Origin of the sequence: Terrimonas pollutisoli, assembly GCF_029360765.1 — a bacterium.
GTDB lineage: Bacteria > Bacteroidota > Bacteroidia > Chitinophagales > Chitinophagaceae > Terrimonas_B > Terrimonas_B pollutisoli.
This window is the reverse complement of the sequence record NZ_JARKNA010000010.1, coordinates 94,409-110,840: the sequence shown is the minus strand read 5'-3', so window position 1 is coordinate 110,840 and position 16,432 is coordinate 94,409. Positions and strand designations below refer to the sequence as shown.

Here is a 16,432-nt window from a genome sequence, read left to right as displayed (position 1 = left end):
GCAGTAACCAATTTTAAAGCGGCACAATTATTTTACGATGAAAGTCTCTGTACTCTTGATTCTTACAATTTTATGCGTTAGAAGCAGCTTCGCTCAGATCGTTTTCGCTGACGACGATTTTGTTTCCACTTCGGCCACCAACAGCAGCTCATGGAATCAACCTGTTGGCCTCTTATTTTCTAAAAATGGAGATAAGCTTTTTGTTTGGGAAAAAGCCGGTAAAGTATATGTATGCAATCGGAACAGTGGAGGTGAATACGAAAGGCAGGCATCTCCCGTTATCGACATTTCAGCAGAAGTAGGTGACTACAGTGATTATGGATTAACAGGGTTTGCACTGGATCCTAACTTTGAAAGCAATGGCAAAATTTACTTGTCGTATGTAGTTGACCGCTATTACCTTTTAAACTATGGAAAACCGGGTTACAATCCTACGCCAACCAAGATAGACAAGCCTGGTGCCACCATAGGTCGTATTACAAGTTATACCACATCTACAAATGCCGGAGTTTTATCGGCGAACCTGGATAGCAGAATTGTTTTACTAGGTGACACGAAAGAAACAGGTGTGCCTATCTTGCATAAATCGCATGGTACAGGAAGCCTTGTGTTTGCCGCCGACGGCACACTATTGGCCTCAATGGGAGATGGTGCAAGCTTTGATGATTCAGATGAAGGTTCTTCCCCATTTACCTATTTCCAGGATGCCCTGGCTGATGGGATTATCAGGGCCGATGAAAATGTGGGTGCCTGGCGTTCACAAAAATTGACATCCCTGAACGGCAAATTGTTTCGGTTGGATCCACTAACAGGAAATGGAATTATAAGTAATCCATTTTATGAAGAGAGCTCACCGGGTTCTACCAGGTCGAGGATATGGGCATTTGGTTTAAGAAATCCTTTTCGCATTTCTATACAACCCGGACAGGGCTCCACCAATCCCACGTCTGGTCATATAGGTGAAATTTTTGTAGGGGAAGTTGGCTTTGGGCGTTGGGAAGAATTAAACATAGTCAAAGAGAGGGGTATGAATTTTGGCTGGCCCTTATTTGAAGGAAATAATATTTCTTATGCATATGATGGCTTGGGCAAAATTGGGAATGTTGAATTGCCAATACCCGCAGACATCGATTGTGGCAGACCCTATGTAAGATTTCATGAGCAACTACGACAAGATAATGCAGCAAAAGATGCAAGGGTTTATTATCCCTGCTCTTCCACGCTAATGGGTGATGATATCCGGTATATCCATGCCCGGCCAGTTTTAGAATGGCTTCACGCGGCAGAAAATGAAGGGGCAAATGCAAGAGTCGGGATCTTTACTTCTTCAGGTGATGCCGATGCTGCATCAATCGGAACACCAGCATCAAATGTAACAGGCAATGTATTCAATGGCAATGCCAGCACCGGTGGCATATGGTACACGGGTGGGGGTGGAAATTTTCCGGCAGAATATGCCAACAGTTTTTTTATGAGCGACTACGGTGGCCGATGGATAAAACGGGTAACGCTTAATAACAATAAAGTAACTAAAGTCGATGATTTTGCTTCTAACACTACCGTTGTATGCATGGCAGAAAATCCAATTGATGGTTCTCTTTTTTATGTAGATTATGGAAGTGGAACGTCAGGAACTGCTTTTATAAATAAAATAGCCTTTGGGGGTAACAAACCTCCTGTGGTAAAAGTGAAAGCGGATAAGTATTTTGCTGCTGCTTCTAATTTAACCGTGCAGTTTGACGGCACCGATTCCTACGACCCTGACCAGGGTGGCAGCATTGCCAGTTACGCATGGGATTTTGATGATGGAACAACAAGTACGGAGCCAAAGCCGATCCATACCTTTACCAATCCGTCGGGAAGTCCTAAAAAATTTGATGTAAAATTGACCGTAACCGACATTGGAGGTGCTTCTGCTGAGCAGGATTTCATCGTATCGCTTAATAATACTCCTCCGGTTGCGAGTATTATCAGCCCTATTAAAAATTCAAAATACCAGGTAGGCGGAGATAGTACATTAGCACTTCAAGCCATTATCAATGATGCGGAAAATAATATTAATCAATATGAGTGGCAAACAATATTGGTGCATGATGAGCATACTCATGCTGAGTCCACCGATCCCGAGCCACAGACTTCGTCGGTGGTTTCATTGGTAGGTTGTCAGGGGGATAATTATCATTGGCTCATCCGGTTAAAAGTTACTGATGATGCCGGCCTTTATAAAATTGATACTTCTGAAATCTATCCAGATTGTACACAGCCTTTGCCGATTTTCCTGCACAAGTTCAGTGTTACGCAAAGCGGTTCTTCTAATCTTATAAAGTGGATAACAGAACTGGAGTCATCGATTGAATATTTTGAGTTAGAAAGAAGCGAAAATGGAATCAATTTCTTACCTATTAATAAACAAGCGGCACTTAACAATGCCGGCCCTAATTATTACAGTTTTAGTGATAATTCTTTTCCGCCAGGGCTCAATTATTATCGGCTGAAAATTGTAGAAGATGGAAATATTATCAGGTATTCAGTGATAATCCGGACAACGACCGATGGTGAAAAAAGTGAATTAAAAGTCGTACCGAACCCGGTCGTTGATAATTTTTCTTTGACTTATTTATCACCTGATAAAGACCGCGTCACTATTCAAATAAAAGATATAAGCGGGAAAACAGTGCACAGCATGAGCGAAGAAGTGCACAAGGGGCAAAATGTGATATATATACAAAATTTACCGACCTGGTTATCCGGTGTTTACTTTATATCAGTTCAAAACAAAAATGAAATAAAGCAAGCCAAATTTATCAAAACGAAATAACCTTATGTCTGTGTGAAGGAAGGTTAGATAGCGGCAATTTTTGGTTTAGCCTTCTTTCACCTCTTCATCTTCCAGCTTAGCAAATGCTTCAGAACTTATTTTGCGAACCGGGTTTTTTCTGTTTTCCTCGTATTCGTTGCGTTGTTTAATAATATCGATGCATTCGAACAGAGCTGTAATAAATGACGAAGGATCAGCCTTGTCTTTCCCGGCGATATCGAAGGCAACACCATGATCAGGCGAAGTTCTTACCATAGGCAGACCTGCAGTATAGTTGACACCTTCACCGCTTGCCAAGGTTTTGAAAGGAATAAGACCCTGGTCGTGATACATGGCCAGGACAGCGTCAAACTTTTGATACTGGCCCCTTGCAAAAAAAGCATCGGCGCTAAACGGACCAACCACCAGCATATTACTATTCTTTGCTTCCTTAATAGCAGGCTTGATGATTGTTTCTTCTTCATTGCCGATTAATCCCTCATCACCCGCATGCGGGTTCAATCCCAAAACGGCAATGCGTGGTTTATCTATGCCGAAATCTTTTTGCAGGCTTTTGTGAATGATCGTTAACTTACTTAAGATAGATTCTTTGGTAATATGCCTGGCTATTTCGCTCACCGGTATATGTTCTGTCACTAAGGCAACCCGGAAATTGCCGGCACACAACATCATTACCACATCCTTTACGTCAAAAAAACTTTTGAGGAAGGGAGTGTGGCCAGTAAAGTTAAAATCTGCTGACTGAATATTTTTTTTATGAATAGGAGCGGTGATCAGCCCATCAATCTGTTTTTGTTTTAAAGCCGCGACAGCAGTTTGTAATGAAAGTACGGCGTATTTGCCTGCTACTTCACTTAACTGACCAGGAGCAATCGCCACCTCTTCTTCCCAGCAATTAAAAAGGTTGACCTGTTTATTGTTAAGCCGTTCGTAATCCTTTATATTTTGATAATTGAAAGTTGAGTTGCTTATCGACTTGCGGTAAAAATTAATTACTTTATTGGAAGCAAAGACAACAGGTACACATTGGTCCAAAACCCGGTTGTCTGAAAGAGCTTTTATGATCAGTTCAATACCTATCCCATTCAGATCGCCACAAGAGATGCCAATAACCGGTTTATAATCTGGGTTCATTTATGAATAATTAAAGTTTGTAAAAATACTGTTTTAAAAGCAAACGGGAATGCTGACCAGCATTCCCGTTTAAACTTCCGGTTGATTCTTTTCTTAATTTCTTTTTACAACCCGTTTGGTAATAAACATGTCTTTGTTTGCGATCCGTAATGTATAAATACCTGATGCTAATGATTGGGTATTGGTTAAGTTCATACTATTGATACCGGCATAAACTTGCTGCTTACTTGTCATAACCGTCTTGCCGGATATATCTATCAGGTCAATGATTATTGATGAATTATTGGCTGTCATGATATCAAATTTAAGGTTGCCGCTAAAAGGGTTAATAACATTGGTAATGGCAAAGTCCGGAATGGTATTGCGTAATTGTATCACTGAGCTATACTTCTTCTTTCCTGCCGGTGTTATCATCACAATTCTATACCATGTTTTATCACCCGCTGCTATTGGGTCAAGAAAGATATAGCGGTTGGTTTCATTGTTATTGTAATAAGCGGACAATTCACCGGCTGTAACGAAGTTGGTACCATCACTGCTTTTTTCAATGATGAATATCAGTGGTGCGTCTTCCTTGGATGTAGACCAGGCAAGGGATGCTTTATTGTCTAACAATTTTCCGTTAAAGGATAATAATTCTGTTGCTAATATCGGCGTACAATCATTTACCGCCAGGTTGATAATGCTGATGCCATCGGTGACCTGGCAGGAAGAGGTGCCAAGGTTGCTGGCTGCTGTAGCCACCAATACACGATATAAAGTACCGCTATCAGCAACTGTTGTGCTGGCGGGCGGAATAGTGTAGGAGGTTACAAATTCATATTGTCCGTTTACAGGGGCACCAAGCGTAACTGAAGCCGGTGCTGTTACATCTGACCATGAAGATCCATTATTCACACTTTTTTGCCATATATAATGGATATAGTTATCTAAATAAGAACGTATCGTATCATGAATAGCCAGGGCATTTCCTTCGCAAACATTTGGCGCCAGTGAAGGCGAATAGCTCATTGAAGGCAAGCAGGTGGCTACTGCAATATCATCCAAGGCCCAATCATTACCACCACCTCCTGGTGCATTATTTCTAAGTGTTAATGTAAATGAAGTTTCAGCTGCGCCTGTGAGATAGGTAAATCCCTTTTTTATCCATCGATTGGCAGCATCGGATCCTGTTTGTCCGCCACTAAGCCCAAGATATAAAAGGTCGCCTGTAGTATAATAATCGGAACCATTTACATCGAAGGCAATATTAGGTCTTACTCCCGAAGAATCACCAGTGGCTGTTGGAATATATCCGGCATTTCCAGAAGCCGTTCCGGTTGAATCACATCCACATTTATAGCAAATGTTCTTAAACCATGCTGAAATTTCATAGTAGGTGTTAGGACAAAGATTAGCAACGGTGTAAGTGAATGCTGTATCTGCTTTATAAGCGGAATTTACAACCAGCATATAGCCACATGGGTTTGAGGGACTAACGGGCTGAGTGGTATCACAGGCCAGGTTCCCAACTAAAGAATTGCTTGCGTTGGTGTGATCACCTGTAATGTCCCAATGACCAAAAAGGCGGTGATTAGTCCCATCTGATTTTGCCCAATCATTTAATGTTGTATATATCTGGCTGGTGTTATTAGCTACGGCATAATAATAATCGTTAGGGCCACCAGTCGCTGTAAATGGTCGGTACAAATAAGTAGTATATGGAGAAGTGCCGCGGTTTCTTGCCAATGGTGCACTACCTGAAGGAGTTCCGAATGTTCCATTTGATTCTGCACCTAAAGCATTTGTTGGTGAAACAGCGTTCGGGCAAAGGCCCGGGCTGGAGTATACCATTACATTGGTGGAGTTGAATTTTAAATCGCTGTAATTTCCTCCGTTTAATAGGGTCAAAGATCCACCGCCCATATTTATCAGGTTGTTATAAGACGCAGTAACAACTACCCTATATGTGGCCATGATGATGCAAGTGCTTCCGAAGACCGATGGTCTTGAAGTATTGGTCAAACTTCCTCTCCTTACATTGGAAGCATTAGCACCAAAATTTATTTGAATGACAGTGTCTAAAGTATTGTTTGCTGACTCTAGTTTCCAACCTGCATCTGTATCGTAGTTATCTGTAAATGATTTATACAATTTACCCTCGTTTGTCCGTAAGGCAAGGGACCCGGGGACCAGGGCCAAACCCTCTGCTGCATATAAAGTATCAAAAAAGGCGAGACTGTCTGCAGTGCCAGTACCGGAACGAACAACAAAAGTAGCCCGTATTTCAAGGGTGTCTCCGGGATTGACCGTACCCCCACCAGTGCCCTTACTTATATTTACATAGCTCTTGCTATAATCAATTGTTGCCGGTGGAGTAGCGGAATGTGTGACGCAAATATCAAAACCTCCCCTGGTTGCAAGTGCGCTTCCCCCCACCTGAGATACTCTTACATAATATGTTGCGCTTGGTGTCAATCCCGTAGCTGCTATGGAAGTAGTACCGCATTGAAGGGAGGTTAAGGTTCCGCAGCCACCGCTGAATAATTGCAATTCCGGATTTGAAATATTACTTGGATTATTCTTTTTAAAAGTGATAAGTTCTGACGATTGTACGGCAACAAAACTGAACCATACATCATAATGAGTACCCGCAGAAGCACAACCTGTGGGGATACCACCACTGGCAGTAGCGCCAATAAGAGTGGCGGATGTGTTGATACAGCCGCCGTTTGAAACTAATGAAGTTGCGGTGGCGCATTCATCGCCAGCTAAGGCAACAGTTGTAACACATATATTGAAAGTTCCTGTACTACCATTATGATCGTAAACCCGAATATAATAGGTAGCACCAACTGTCAAAGATGTGGCGTTTATTGAAGTGCTGGTGCCATTTGAGTAACCACAAATTATCGAAGTAACAGCAGGGCAATCAGAATAAAGTTGTAGACCAGGCTTGTTAAACGTTGTTGAGCTTAGCGTCACAGAGACATTACTTGTAGCCGCAACGAACGAATACCAAACATCTGGTTTGTTGCCTGTACCTTGACCACACGGGCCTGTAATTGCGGCGTATGTGGCACTTATTAAAGTCCCTGATGTATTAGTGCAGCTGGCACCTTGTGTTATGCTAATCGCAGATGCGCAAGCATCGTTAGAAGGTTGTGCAAATGAACTCAGTGAAGAAAATAGTACAAGCCCAAAAGAAAAAAGAGCTGACGAAAGAGCTTGAAACGGGAAATAACGTTTCATGAGATGGTGATTGGTTTTTTGGATGATGGATAAACGCCAAAATAAAGGCAAGCATTTTTAATTGACAATAGAACTTCCACTTTAAATTAATAAGTGTTTTTACTTGTAATAATTGGGCGATACTACTTATGTTTAAAAAAATACAATTCCTAAGTTTGGGGCTAAATCCACCAGAAAAACCATGTTATCAGTTTTTAAACGAACCACCGTTCTTTTAGTTCTTTTTATTTCAAACCACCTATTTGCAACGCCACCGGGTAATGACAATTGCTCTACTTCAAGTCCTTTTAAAACCATGTGTCTACCTTCCAGAACCGGTATTATTACCAGTTTATTCATTTTCTTAGTTTCTTTTTTCAGTTTGTTTTTACCTAAACAAAGTTTTAGTCAGACGGATGAGTTCAATAGTACTAGCCCTGTTTCATTAACCTCAAGCACATCCTGTACTATTCCTACAAATGGTAACCCTACTTATTCCTTAAATGGTTCAACTGCAAGTGCCGGCGTACCTGCTGGTTGCAGTGCCGGCACACACTACGATGTCTGGTTCTCATTTGTTGCGGCAAGTACTTCAGAAACTGTTACAATCGGACATTTTGGAAACAACGTCACCAATCCAGAAGTACAGATATTCAGTGGAACCGCTTATGCAAATTTTACTTCTCAAGCCTGTGGTTCTACTACGGCAACAGCAAATTCGTTAACAATTGGCATTACTTATTATATAAGAGTTTCCAACGTCGGAGCTAGCCCTTCTGGCTCAGGTCAAACGCCAAAATTTGATATTTGCCTCACGCATCCAACACCTCCTCCATCAAACGATGATTGCAGTGGAGCGACAACATTAACTTCAGCTACCAGTTGTTCGTCTCCCACGTCTGGTACAATTGTAAATGCCACCGCTTCAGCAGGTCTTCCTGCTGGCTGCGAAAGCATTGGAACACACTATGATGTTTGGTACAAATTTGTTGCTTCAAATAACTCCCATACAGTTACAATCAGCGGGCAGGGAACTAGTTTCACCAATCCTGAAATACAATTGTACAGTGGAACATGTGGTTCACTAACTTCTCTTACTTGTGGTACCACCTCGTTAACTTCATCTTCTTTGACCATTGGTATTACTTATTATGTAAGAATTTCAAATATCGGCAGCAGTGTTGGCAGTAATGGAGGATTTAATATATGCGTAACCCATCCCACACCACCTGTGACGGTAGCTGCAGGCCGTATGAATGAAGTTTATAAACAGACGATTCTTTCAGGTTCCGGCGTTTTACAATATCCATGGGAAATTACTTACGGTCCCGACGATAAATTATGGATAACTGAATCGAGAGGATATAGAGTTTATAGGATGGACCCCGGTACCGGAACTAAAACAACTGTGTTAGATCTTAATTCAACAAGCACTGATCTTAGTGCCTGGGGGGCAGATTCTTTGAGAGCTGTGAATCTTACAAGCACATCAAACTGGAACAGTAGCGCTAATGCCTGGCCGCAGGGTGGTTTGGCGGGCTTGGCAATTCATCCAAAATTTTTGGACGGAACGGGCCTTTATGATTTTGTGTATATATCTTATGTTCACAGATACTTATCTACTGCATCCGGTTCAGGAGGAATATTCTTTAGAAATAAAATTGTCAGGTTCACCTATAATAGTGGCACAGGAAAATTGGGTTCGCCAGCAGTAGTTTGTGATACCATACCAGGAGGGCAGGATCATAATTCTCAAAGAATGATAATTGCTCCCGTTACTCCCGGCGGACCGAACTATTTATTTTACGCTGCAGGTGATATGGGCTCAGGTCAGTTTGCCAACAGGCTGCGTCCTAACAATGCACAAAATCCCAATTCGTACGAAGGGAAAATTTTACGATTTAATCTTGAACCGATTAGCGGATCGTGGATACCAAGTGATAATCCATATTCAACTACCAGCGCTGTGTATAGTATTGGTATAAGAAATAACCAGGGCTTTGCATACGATTCAACTTCAAATACTTTGTATGGTTCCTCTCACGGTCCATATAGTGATGATGAGATAAACATTATAGAACCCTTTAGAAATTACGGACATCCATTAATACAGGGTTTTGTTGACGGCAATTATAATGGTAATTCAGCACAAGGCACCAATACCAGCATCTCTGCCGGTGCACCATGGACTGATAACAGTGGCGTTTCGAGCTGTCCGCCTATAGGCAATGAGGCTACAAACAAGGCCACTATAGATGCATCAGGAAACGGGCTTTATAAAGATCCTCTTTTTTCGGCTTATGCTGTACCACAGGCCACCGTCACTAGTATCTGGCAAACCAATCCTGGTAATGCAACCCCTGCGCCTGGTTGGCCTACAGAAGCGTGGTCGGGGTTAGATGTTTATACAAATACTTTAATTCCCGGTTGGAAGAATTCTTTGGTGGCAGCTTCATTAAAATGGGGCCGGCTTTTGAGAATAAGATTAGATGCAGCAGGCACGGCTACGGCGCCTACCAATTCAGTTAGCGATACCATAAGCTATTTTAATAGTCAAAACCGTTTCAGGGACCTTGCTTTTTCTCCTGATGGTAAAGATATTTTTGTAATAATGGATAATAGCTCCACTACATCGGGTCCGGGATCAGCCAATCCTGTCGTTCCTAACTGCGCAGGGTGTGTGCAGAAATATACATTCCTGGGATATAATGATAACGCTGGCAAAAGTTCTATCCCCGCTTCCATTGATGTTACGACAGGTACATTAAATAATTGCGCCGATGGAACCACCATCACCATTGATAATACCAACAATAATCTTTGGGTTCCCATTACCGGGGCCGATGGAAATATCCTGGCCGAGATCAAGGCCAATGGAAATAATCTTGGAGCCGTCACCTCATCCTTTTACACCAAATCGGGAGCCATACGCCAGCAATTTGGAAAACGTTATTTGCATCGAAACATAACCATCACCCCTGCTGTACAACCTTCTTCTTCGGTTGCTATAAGACTTTATATGACCAAAGCGGAATTTGATGAGATGGATGCTGATGCCGCAAGCGGTGTATCAGCGATCACTGACTTGAAAATTCTGAAAAATAATGATGCCTGCGGTTCGGCCATTGCATCAAATACCCAATTGATCACTCCTGCGTATGCAGAAGCACATGGAGCAAACGGGTATATGTTGCAAGCGAATATCAACTCCTTCTCTTCATTTTATTTTGGCACGAGTGCTATTACCTTACCGGTCGAACTGGTTTACTTCAAAGGCTCTTTACAAAACAATTCGGCTGTTCTGCAATGGGAAACAATCAACGAGAACAATGCCTCGCATTTCATAGTTGAAAGAAGTATAGATAACAGGAATTTTGAAAATATAGGTAAAGTGACCGCCAATGGTAACAGTACAGCCGCTATTCAATACTCACATATAGATCATGATGTCAATACCCTTTCTTCAACAATCATTTATTATCGGTTGAAAATGGTTGATGCAGACGGTCAATATAAGTATTCATCGATTGTTACGATTGCCCTGGCGGACATTACTAATAAGATAATTGTATCACCAAACCCGGCTACCGATGAAACAAAGCTGAACATTACTGCCACTAAAAGCGGAAAGGCAACCTGGAAACTTATTGATAACGGTGGCCGCGTATTGAAACAAAATGTTGTTCATATCAAAAAGGGTAATAACAATGTGTCTATTCCGGTAGCTGGCCTGTCAGCTGGCTTATACTACCTGCAAGTTTCAGGAGCAGGCCTGGACCAAAATATCAAATTCCAAAAATTATAAAGCATTGTACACAATCTCAGTGTGTTAAAGTAGGTTTATTAGTTTTAGTTTAGTTTTGAATTTTAGCCCCTCTTGCCCGGAGGGGCTTTTTACTAGTAATAACCCCATTCGGCCCTGATGTTGTTTAACGCAAATGGATGCCGAAAAGAATGGTACAAATTGCAGGCGTTCTTACCTTTTTTATGAACTGCACGCCCCTTAGTTTTAACTCATAAAAATCACAACCTTATGAAAGCGCAATTCTCAATTATTGGATTTACAGCAATTCTTTTCACTGCTGCCTGGACAGCACCTGTACCAACTGAAGGATCAACAAAGGCTACGGTAGTAACAGCTGAAAAGCCAACAGCAAATGGCATTTCAAATGTTAGATCGCACCGCCAGGGTAAAGGTGTTACCACATCCTGGTCTGTTGACGCCAGCGAGGGAGTTGTTACCTTCCTGCTGCAAAAAACTTACGAAGATCCTAACGATGAGTACGCAGTGTGGGAAGACGTAACCTCTACGCCCTGCAATGGTTCCCGTTCTTACAAAGCCACCGATAACGGCGTTTATCCCGGTAATATCACATACCGGGTGGTAGGACTAAAAGGTGATGGTACATCCATTACGTCAGCATACACAGGAGTACGCATTGTAAGTCATTAAATGAGTCACGATTATTGCAGGGCTCATTTGCCTTGCAATAATCCTTTATAGAGAGGTGTTGGGGAACATCCTGTTATTAAAAACAGCATTCTATGAAAACATTTTTACACGTTATTTTACTGGTTCTGATTAGCTGGACAAGTGGTAGTGCACAAATAACCTGGCCTGCCACCAAAGCAAGGTTTGGGGTAGATGGGGATCTGCGGGCTAATTATACCAATGGAGCAGTTGCTTCGGGCAACGATGACTGGTTTAATAATGGAACGGCTGGCACCGGCGAATTTGTGATTGATACCACCGGTGCTGCGGCGATGATTGCGACCTATCTTGCTGATGCGTCACCATGGAAAAAAAGAATGAGCTCTTTTTACCGCACTATGAGTAAACCCTCCTTTAGTGTGGTTCAAAACAGGCTTTGGCTCGACGCTATCTTTGTAAGGGATTATCATGCAACCGATACAACTGTGTACGTGTCGGGTTCCGACAAAAACGGGATGAGTCCGGCCATGTGGACAGGAGGTGTGCAGGGCGTTCCTGACAAGAATGATATCCTTGACATGATGGTGCATGTGAGAAGGGCGGGCCCTAATACGACCGATTCCTTATGGATGTTTGGTGGTATATCGCTTGATAATACTACCGGTAACCGGTATTTCGATTTTGAAATGTACCAGACCGATATTTACTACGACAGGGTTTCCCAAAAATTTTATGGTTACGGAGCTGATGCTGGCCATACGGCCTGGTTATTTGATGCCGCAGGAAATATAACAAGACCCGGTGATATCATTTTCAGCGGGGAGTTTCAAAGCGGTACCCTAACCAATATAGAAGCCCGGATATGGGTTAAAAAAACGGACTGGCAAGCTATAGTACCGTCCTCCTTTAACTGGGGAGGTCTTTTTGATGGGGATGGTTCTGGTGCCACCTATGGTTATGCCAGCATAGCCCCCAACTCAACAGGCTCTTTTTACACGGGATTGGGAAGTAGCAATAGTACATGGTCCGGTCCTTTTGGTCTTGTATTGCAGGATAACAGCCTCGCTTACACAAACCCGGGGCCTGCTTCAACATTGAATGGTAAATATATAGCCAACCAGTTTATAGAATTTTCGGTGAACCTGACCAAGCTGGGGCTCGACCCGGTAACCTTACTTGGCGGTGATATATGTAGCTCACCTTTCAACCGGATTGTTGTGAAAACCCGTGCTTCCGCCTCCTTTACAGCGGAATTAAAAGATTTTGTGGCGCCTACTGATTTGTTCCTGGCTCCAAGAGCCGTGGCACTGACAGAAACGCCGATGATTTGCGATGACGGATCGGGAGTGGCAGAAATATATGTGACGAACCCACTTGCAACTTCTACCTACCAATGGACGACCACCGACGGTAGTATCATTAGCAGCCCGACAGGTCCTTCTATTTATGTCGACCATGCAGGTACTTATATCGTAACACAATATTTACAGGCTGGCTGTTCTGTATATGCCACTGACACAGTCCAGGTGTTGCCATTTAACACCTGCACCACCTTAAGCAGTAATCTTTTTGATTTCCGTGGCGTGCTGTCGGATAATATCAGTAAACTAAGCTGGAAGCTTTTAAGCGATGGCCAGGTAAAATATTTTGAAGTAGAAAGAAGTTTCGATGGCATCAACTTTACTACGATTGACCGTGTCGAAACACATCTTTATTCCGCAGGTTCTAAACCTTATTATTACGAGGACATGCTGGATAAAGTAAATAGTCCAAACGTTTATTATAGAATTAAACTGGTGAACGTGAGTGGCGCCAATAAGTATAGCAGTATCATCAATATACCAGTTAAAATTGCCGGGCAAGGTATAGTAAACATCTTCCCTAACCCGGTAAAAGATATTGTTCAAATACAGGTCGATGCAAAGACCAGCAGCAAAATACGGGTGGAAATATTTGAATTGTCCGGAAAACTAATTCATGTTACCAATACTACCGTACAGCGTGGTTATAATGTTATCACCATAGATCAGTTAAAAGAACAACCAAGGGGTGTATACCTCGCACAAGTACATGTGGGCGATGATACCTTCCATGAAAAAATATTACTGACAAGATAATTTAACTGGCTAATCAAGGTTACGATTTAAGAAGGCAAAAGGTGGAAGCATTGGTTTCCACCTTTTTGTTTGCGATTAAAACAACAAACAATATCCTGAATAAATTTAAAGCTCACGGTCCTTGTTCACGTGATGATAAGCTTTCCCACCAAAAACTCAATAGTAAACCTCCTCATTTTGGACAGTAATACTGCTATTGGCCACCATTCGTTTGAGGGCTTACTTTGTAGTGTCCTATGCCAGAAAAACTAATCGTCTTATGAAACTTTTACAGGAAATTCAACATCCGTTGAAGGGCATGTTGCGGTTGGTCATATGGTTGATTCTTCCCTTTTTTGCACAAGCTCAAACTATCCGTATTGGTAATAGCTATGTAAATATTTCAAAGAAAAATACTGGCGGAGTCGTGGAACCAGGCGATACGCTTGAGATCAGGATGACCGTACATATTACCGCCGGAACTGCATACCGGTTTCGTTATTTGGACAATGTTCCCACTAATACGCAAATGTTGACAGGAACTGCTGATTCCATCCGGGTAATTACCAACGAGGGCTTAACTTATAAAAATATACCTTGGCTTTAGGTGACGACGCCGCCACCTATATTGCTGCACCTGCGGCTGGTCTTTTTAATATCCGGTTAAACTTAGGTTTTGGTACACCTGCAACTGCTGCAACTACGCCGGGAATACCTCTTTCTAATTCTACTACCGACCTTACAGGCGCAGCCCAGGGCATTAGCACCGCCCGGCCGAGAGGGGGTAGTGGCTTGTTGTTTGCAACAGCTTTCAGAGTACGGGTAACAGGCAGTGCCGGAAGCATTATCACCTTAGGCGCCGGGCGCATACTTTATAGAGCCAGCAGCTCAGCTACCTCCGACAGGCCTGCTTTGCTTGCCACACAATACCAGATCCTGGTTAGCCAACCCAGTAATTTATGCGAGGACAACACCGGTGTAAACATCGCCGGTGAGTTCGGTGGTACTTTTGGCTCAGGAAATACACTAAACAGGTCAAGCGGTCCTACCTTTCCTATTCCTGGTTATAATTACCTCAACAATGTTTCAGCCACCCAGGCCGTTGGGGATGGTAATTATGCATTGGTAAATAATATCAGTCCAAGGAGCAGTACCAACCAAGTGGCCAAAAGGGTTCCATACTGTGCCGGCCCGCCTGCTCCAACCGTGTTTGATAACTGTAATAACCGAATGTTCAACGGACATTGGGATATAGATGGCGATCACTCCGGCACTCTTACTTCTGCAGGCAATCTCCCGCCTGCCGCGGGAACCACCAGCGGATATATGCTGATGGTAAATGCCGATTATGTGGCTTCTGAAGTATATCGTCAAACTATTAACGGCCTATGCCCCAATACTGATTACGAGTTTTCGGCCTGGGTAAGAAATATTTGTCCTACCTGTGGTATTGACTCCACCGGCGCCCAGTTTGCAGGAACAGTTACTTCTCCTGCCGCTGGTTATCCCGGGGTTTTACCAAACCTCACTTTTGTGTTGGATAACATCGACCGCTATAGCAGCGGATACCTGAGCATTGTATCCGGATGGCAGAAAAAGGGCTTTCTTTTCCGCACGGGGCCGGCTCAAACGAGCATGACATTTTCTATTCGAAATAACGGGCAGGGTGGTGGAGGAAATGACTGGGTAATGGACGATATCACCATTACCACTTGCTTGCCCACAATGAGTTACTCTCCTTCAATTTCTCCTAATGTCTGCGAAGGCAATTCTCTCACCATCTCTGATACGGTACGATCATATTTTGATAATTACATACATTATGTTTGGCAGCGAAGTACAGATGGTGGTAATACCTGGACCAATATCACATCTCCCGCAACAGGAAGCCCTGTATTAACCGCAAATGGTTACCAGTATGTAACAACTTATACCCTCCCGCCCGGCAATACTACCTTAGCAGACAGTGCAGATCTTTACCGTGTTATCGTAGCCACAACCTCTTCTAATCTTAGTCAGACTGGTTGCCAGGTCACTGACGATCCAACAAATATTATCACTCTGAATGTAATAGATTGTACCCCCGTATTGACAACCGATCTGATTTCATTCAGTGCGACAAGTGAAAATGAAAGGGCCAATCTTTTCTGGACTACAACAAAAGAAGAAGCTGCGCTGACATTCCTGGTTGAGAAAAGCATGAATGGGCGGGACTTTTCATTGATCGGATCAATTTTCAATTACAATAACGGGAACGAAGTAAATAAATACTCATTTAAGGACGTTGCATTATTGGATGACAACACCTGGTACAGGGTAGTGATGGTTACAGCACAGGGAAAAAAGAAGTACTCTTCCGTAATAAAATTACAAAAGGAAATTGCCACCGGACTTGAACTTAAAATTCTCACCAACCCATTTTACAGCAGCCTTATTTTTGATATTACAACACACCGAAACAGCACGGTTACTGTTGACCTGATTGATATTGCCGGCAGAATTGTAATATCAGGTAAACATCTTTTGTATGCGGGTGTAAATAATATCAACCTCGCCAACAGCCAATCATTGCAATCCGGTGTATACTTATTAAGAATTTCCGACCAGGAAAAAAGTATCAGAACAAGGATAGTCAAAAAATAGGTTCATTTGGCTATCGGGAAACGGAAAAACAAGCAGGTCATTTACCGCCTTAATTTCTCTACCTGGTTTGGCTTTTATAAAATAGCGAATATTGACAAA

General features: G+C 42.6%; 9 protein-coding genes. 6 read left to right on the top strand and 3 right to left on the bottom strand.

Features of this window, described 5'->3' with window-relative positions; genetic code table 11:
- The first annotated feature begins 37 nt into the window (after nucleotides 1–37).
- A complete protein-coding gene (locus tag P2W73_RS16365) occupies nucleotides 38–2,818 on the top strand; it encodes a PQQ-dependent sugar dehydrogenase (protein ID WP_276503155.1) in 2,781 nt (926 codons plus the stop codon).
- Between the two features lie 45 nt (nucleotides 2,819–2,863).
- Here the strand turns inward: P2W73_RS16365 and pdxA are convergent, their stop codons facing one another.
- The 3 genes from pdxA to P2W73_RS16350 all read right to left on the bottom strand — a co-directional run bounded on the left by pdxA (nucleotide 2,864) and on the right by P2W73_RS16350 (nucleotide 7,522).
- On the bottom strand, nucleotides 2,864–3,952 hold the full coding sequence (pdxA, locus tag P2W73_RS16360) for a 4-hydroxythreonine-4-phosphate dehydrogenase PdxA (RefSeq protein ID WP_276503154.1): 1,089 nt from the start codon (nucleotides 3,950–3,952) through the stop codon (nucleotides 2,864–2,866).
- A gap of 93 nt (nucleotides 3,953–4,045) precedes the next feature.
- Nucleotides 4,046–7,183, bottom strand: a complete 3,138-nt coding sequence (locus P2W73_RS16355) for a T9SS type A sorting domain-containing protein (protein ID WP_276503153.1) — start codon at nucleotides 7,181–7,183, stop codon at nucleotides 4,046–4,048.
- Between the two features lie 132 nt (nucleotides 7,184–7,315).
- Nucleotides 7,316–7,522 (bottom strand): hypothetical protein, encoded by a 207-nt coding sequence (locus tag P2W73_RS16350; RefSeq protein ID WP_276503152.1) that lies wholly within the window; start codon nucleotides 7,520–7,522, stop codon nucleotides 7,316–7,318.
- A gap of 22 nt (nucleotides 7,523–7,544) precedes the next feature.
- Between P2W73_RS16350 and P2W73_RS16345 the strand changes: the two genes are divergently transcribed.
- The 5 genes from P2W73_RS16345 to P2W73_RS16325 all read left to right on the top strand — a co-directional run bounded on the left by P2W73_RS16345 (nucleotide 7,545) and on the right by P2W73_RS16325 (nucleotide 16,333).
- Nucleotides 7,545–10,967, top strand: a complete 3,423-nt coding sequence (locus P2W73_RS16345; RefSeq protein WP_276503151.1) for a PQQ-dependent sugar dehydrogenase — start codon at nucleotides 7,545–7,547, stop codon at nucleotides 10,965–10,967.
- A 228-nt stretch (nucleotides 10,968–11,195) separates the two neighbouring features.
- Nucleotides 11,196–11,615 (top strand): hypothetical protein, encoded by a 420-nt coding sequence (locus tag P2W73_RS16340; protein ID WP_276503150.1) that lies wholly within the window; start codon nucleotides 11,196–11,198, stop codon nucleotides 11,613–11,615.
- Nucleotides 11,616–11,707: 92 nt separating this feature from the next.
- Nucleotides 11,708–13,711 carry a T9SS type A sorting domain-containing protein gene (locus tag P2W73_RS16335; protein WP_276503149.1) on the top strand — a complete coding sequence of 668 codons (2,004 nt, stop codon included), beginning with the start codon at nucleotides 11,708–11,710 and terminating at the stop codon, nucleotides 13,709–13,711.
- A gap of 259 nt (nucleotides 13,712–13,970) precedes the next feature.
- A complete protein-coding gene (locus P2W73_RS16330) occupies nucleotides 13,971–14,297 on the top strand; it encodes a hypothetical protein (protein WP_276503148.1) in 327 nt (108 codons plus the stop codon).
- Nucleotides 14,288–16,333 carry a T9SS type A sorting domain-containing protein gene (locus P2W73_RS16325; RefSeq protein WP_276503147.1) on the top strand — a complete coding sequence of 682 codons (2,046 nt, stop codon included), beginning with the start codon at nucleotides 14,288–14,290 and terminating at the stop codon, nucleotides 16,331–16,333. Before P2W73_RS16330 ends, P2W73_RS16325 begins: the two co-directional genes overlap by 10 nt.
- Nucleotides 16,334–16,432 lie beyond the last annotated feature (99 nt).

Excerpts from the sequence above, each read along its gene's own strand:
- P2W73_RS16355 (WP_276503153.1), bottom strand. The coding sequence starts at position 7,183 with ATGAAACGTTATTTCCCGTTTCAAGCTCTTTCGTCAGCTCTTTTTTCT.
- P2W73_RS16365 (WP_276503155.1), top strand. The coding sequence starts at position 38 with ATGAAAGTCTCTGTACTCTTGATTCTTACAATTTTATGCGTTAGAAGC.
- pdxA (WP_276503154.1), bottom strand. The coding sequence starts at position 3,952 with ATGAACCCAGATTATAAACCGGTTATTGGCATCTCTTGTGGCGATCTG.
- P2W73_RS16350 (WP_276503152.1), bottom strand. The coding sequence starts at position 7,522 with ATGAATAAACTGGTAATAATACCGGTTCTGGAAGGTAGACACATGGTT.
- P2W73_RS16335 (WP_276503149.1), top strand. The coding sequence starts at position 11,708 with ATGAAAACATTTTTACACGTTATTTTACTGGTTCTGATTAGCTGGACA.
- P2W73_RS16330 (WP_276503148.1), top strand. The coding sequence starts at position 13,971 with ATGAAACTTTTACAGGAAATTCAACATCCGTTGAAGGGCATGTTGCGG.
- P2W73_RS16340 (WP_276503150.1), top strand. The coding sequence starts at position 11,196 with ATGAAAGCGCAATTCTCAATTATTGGATTTACAGCAATTCTTTTCACT.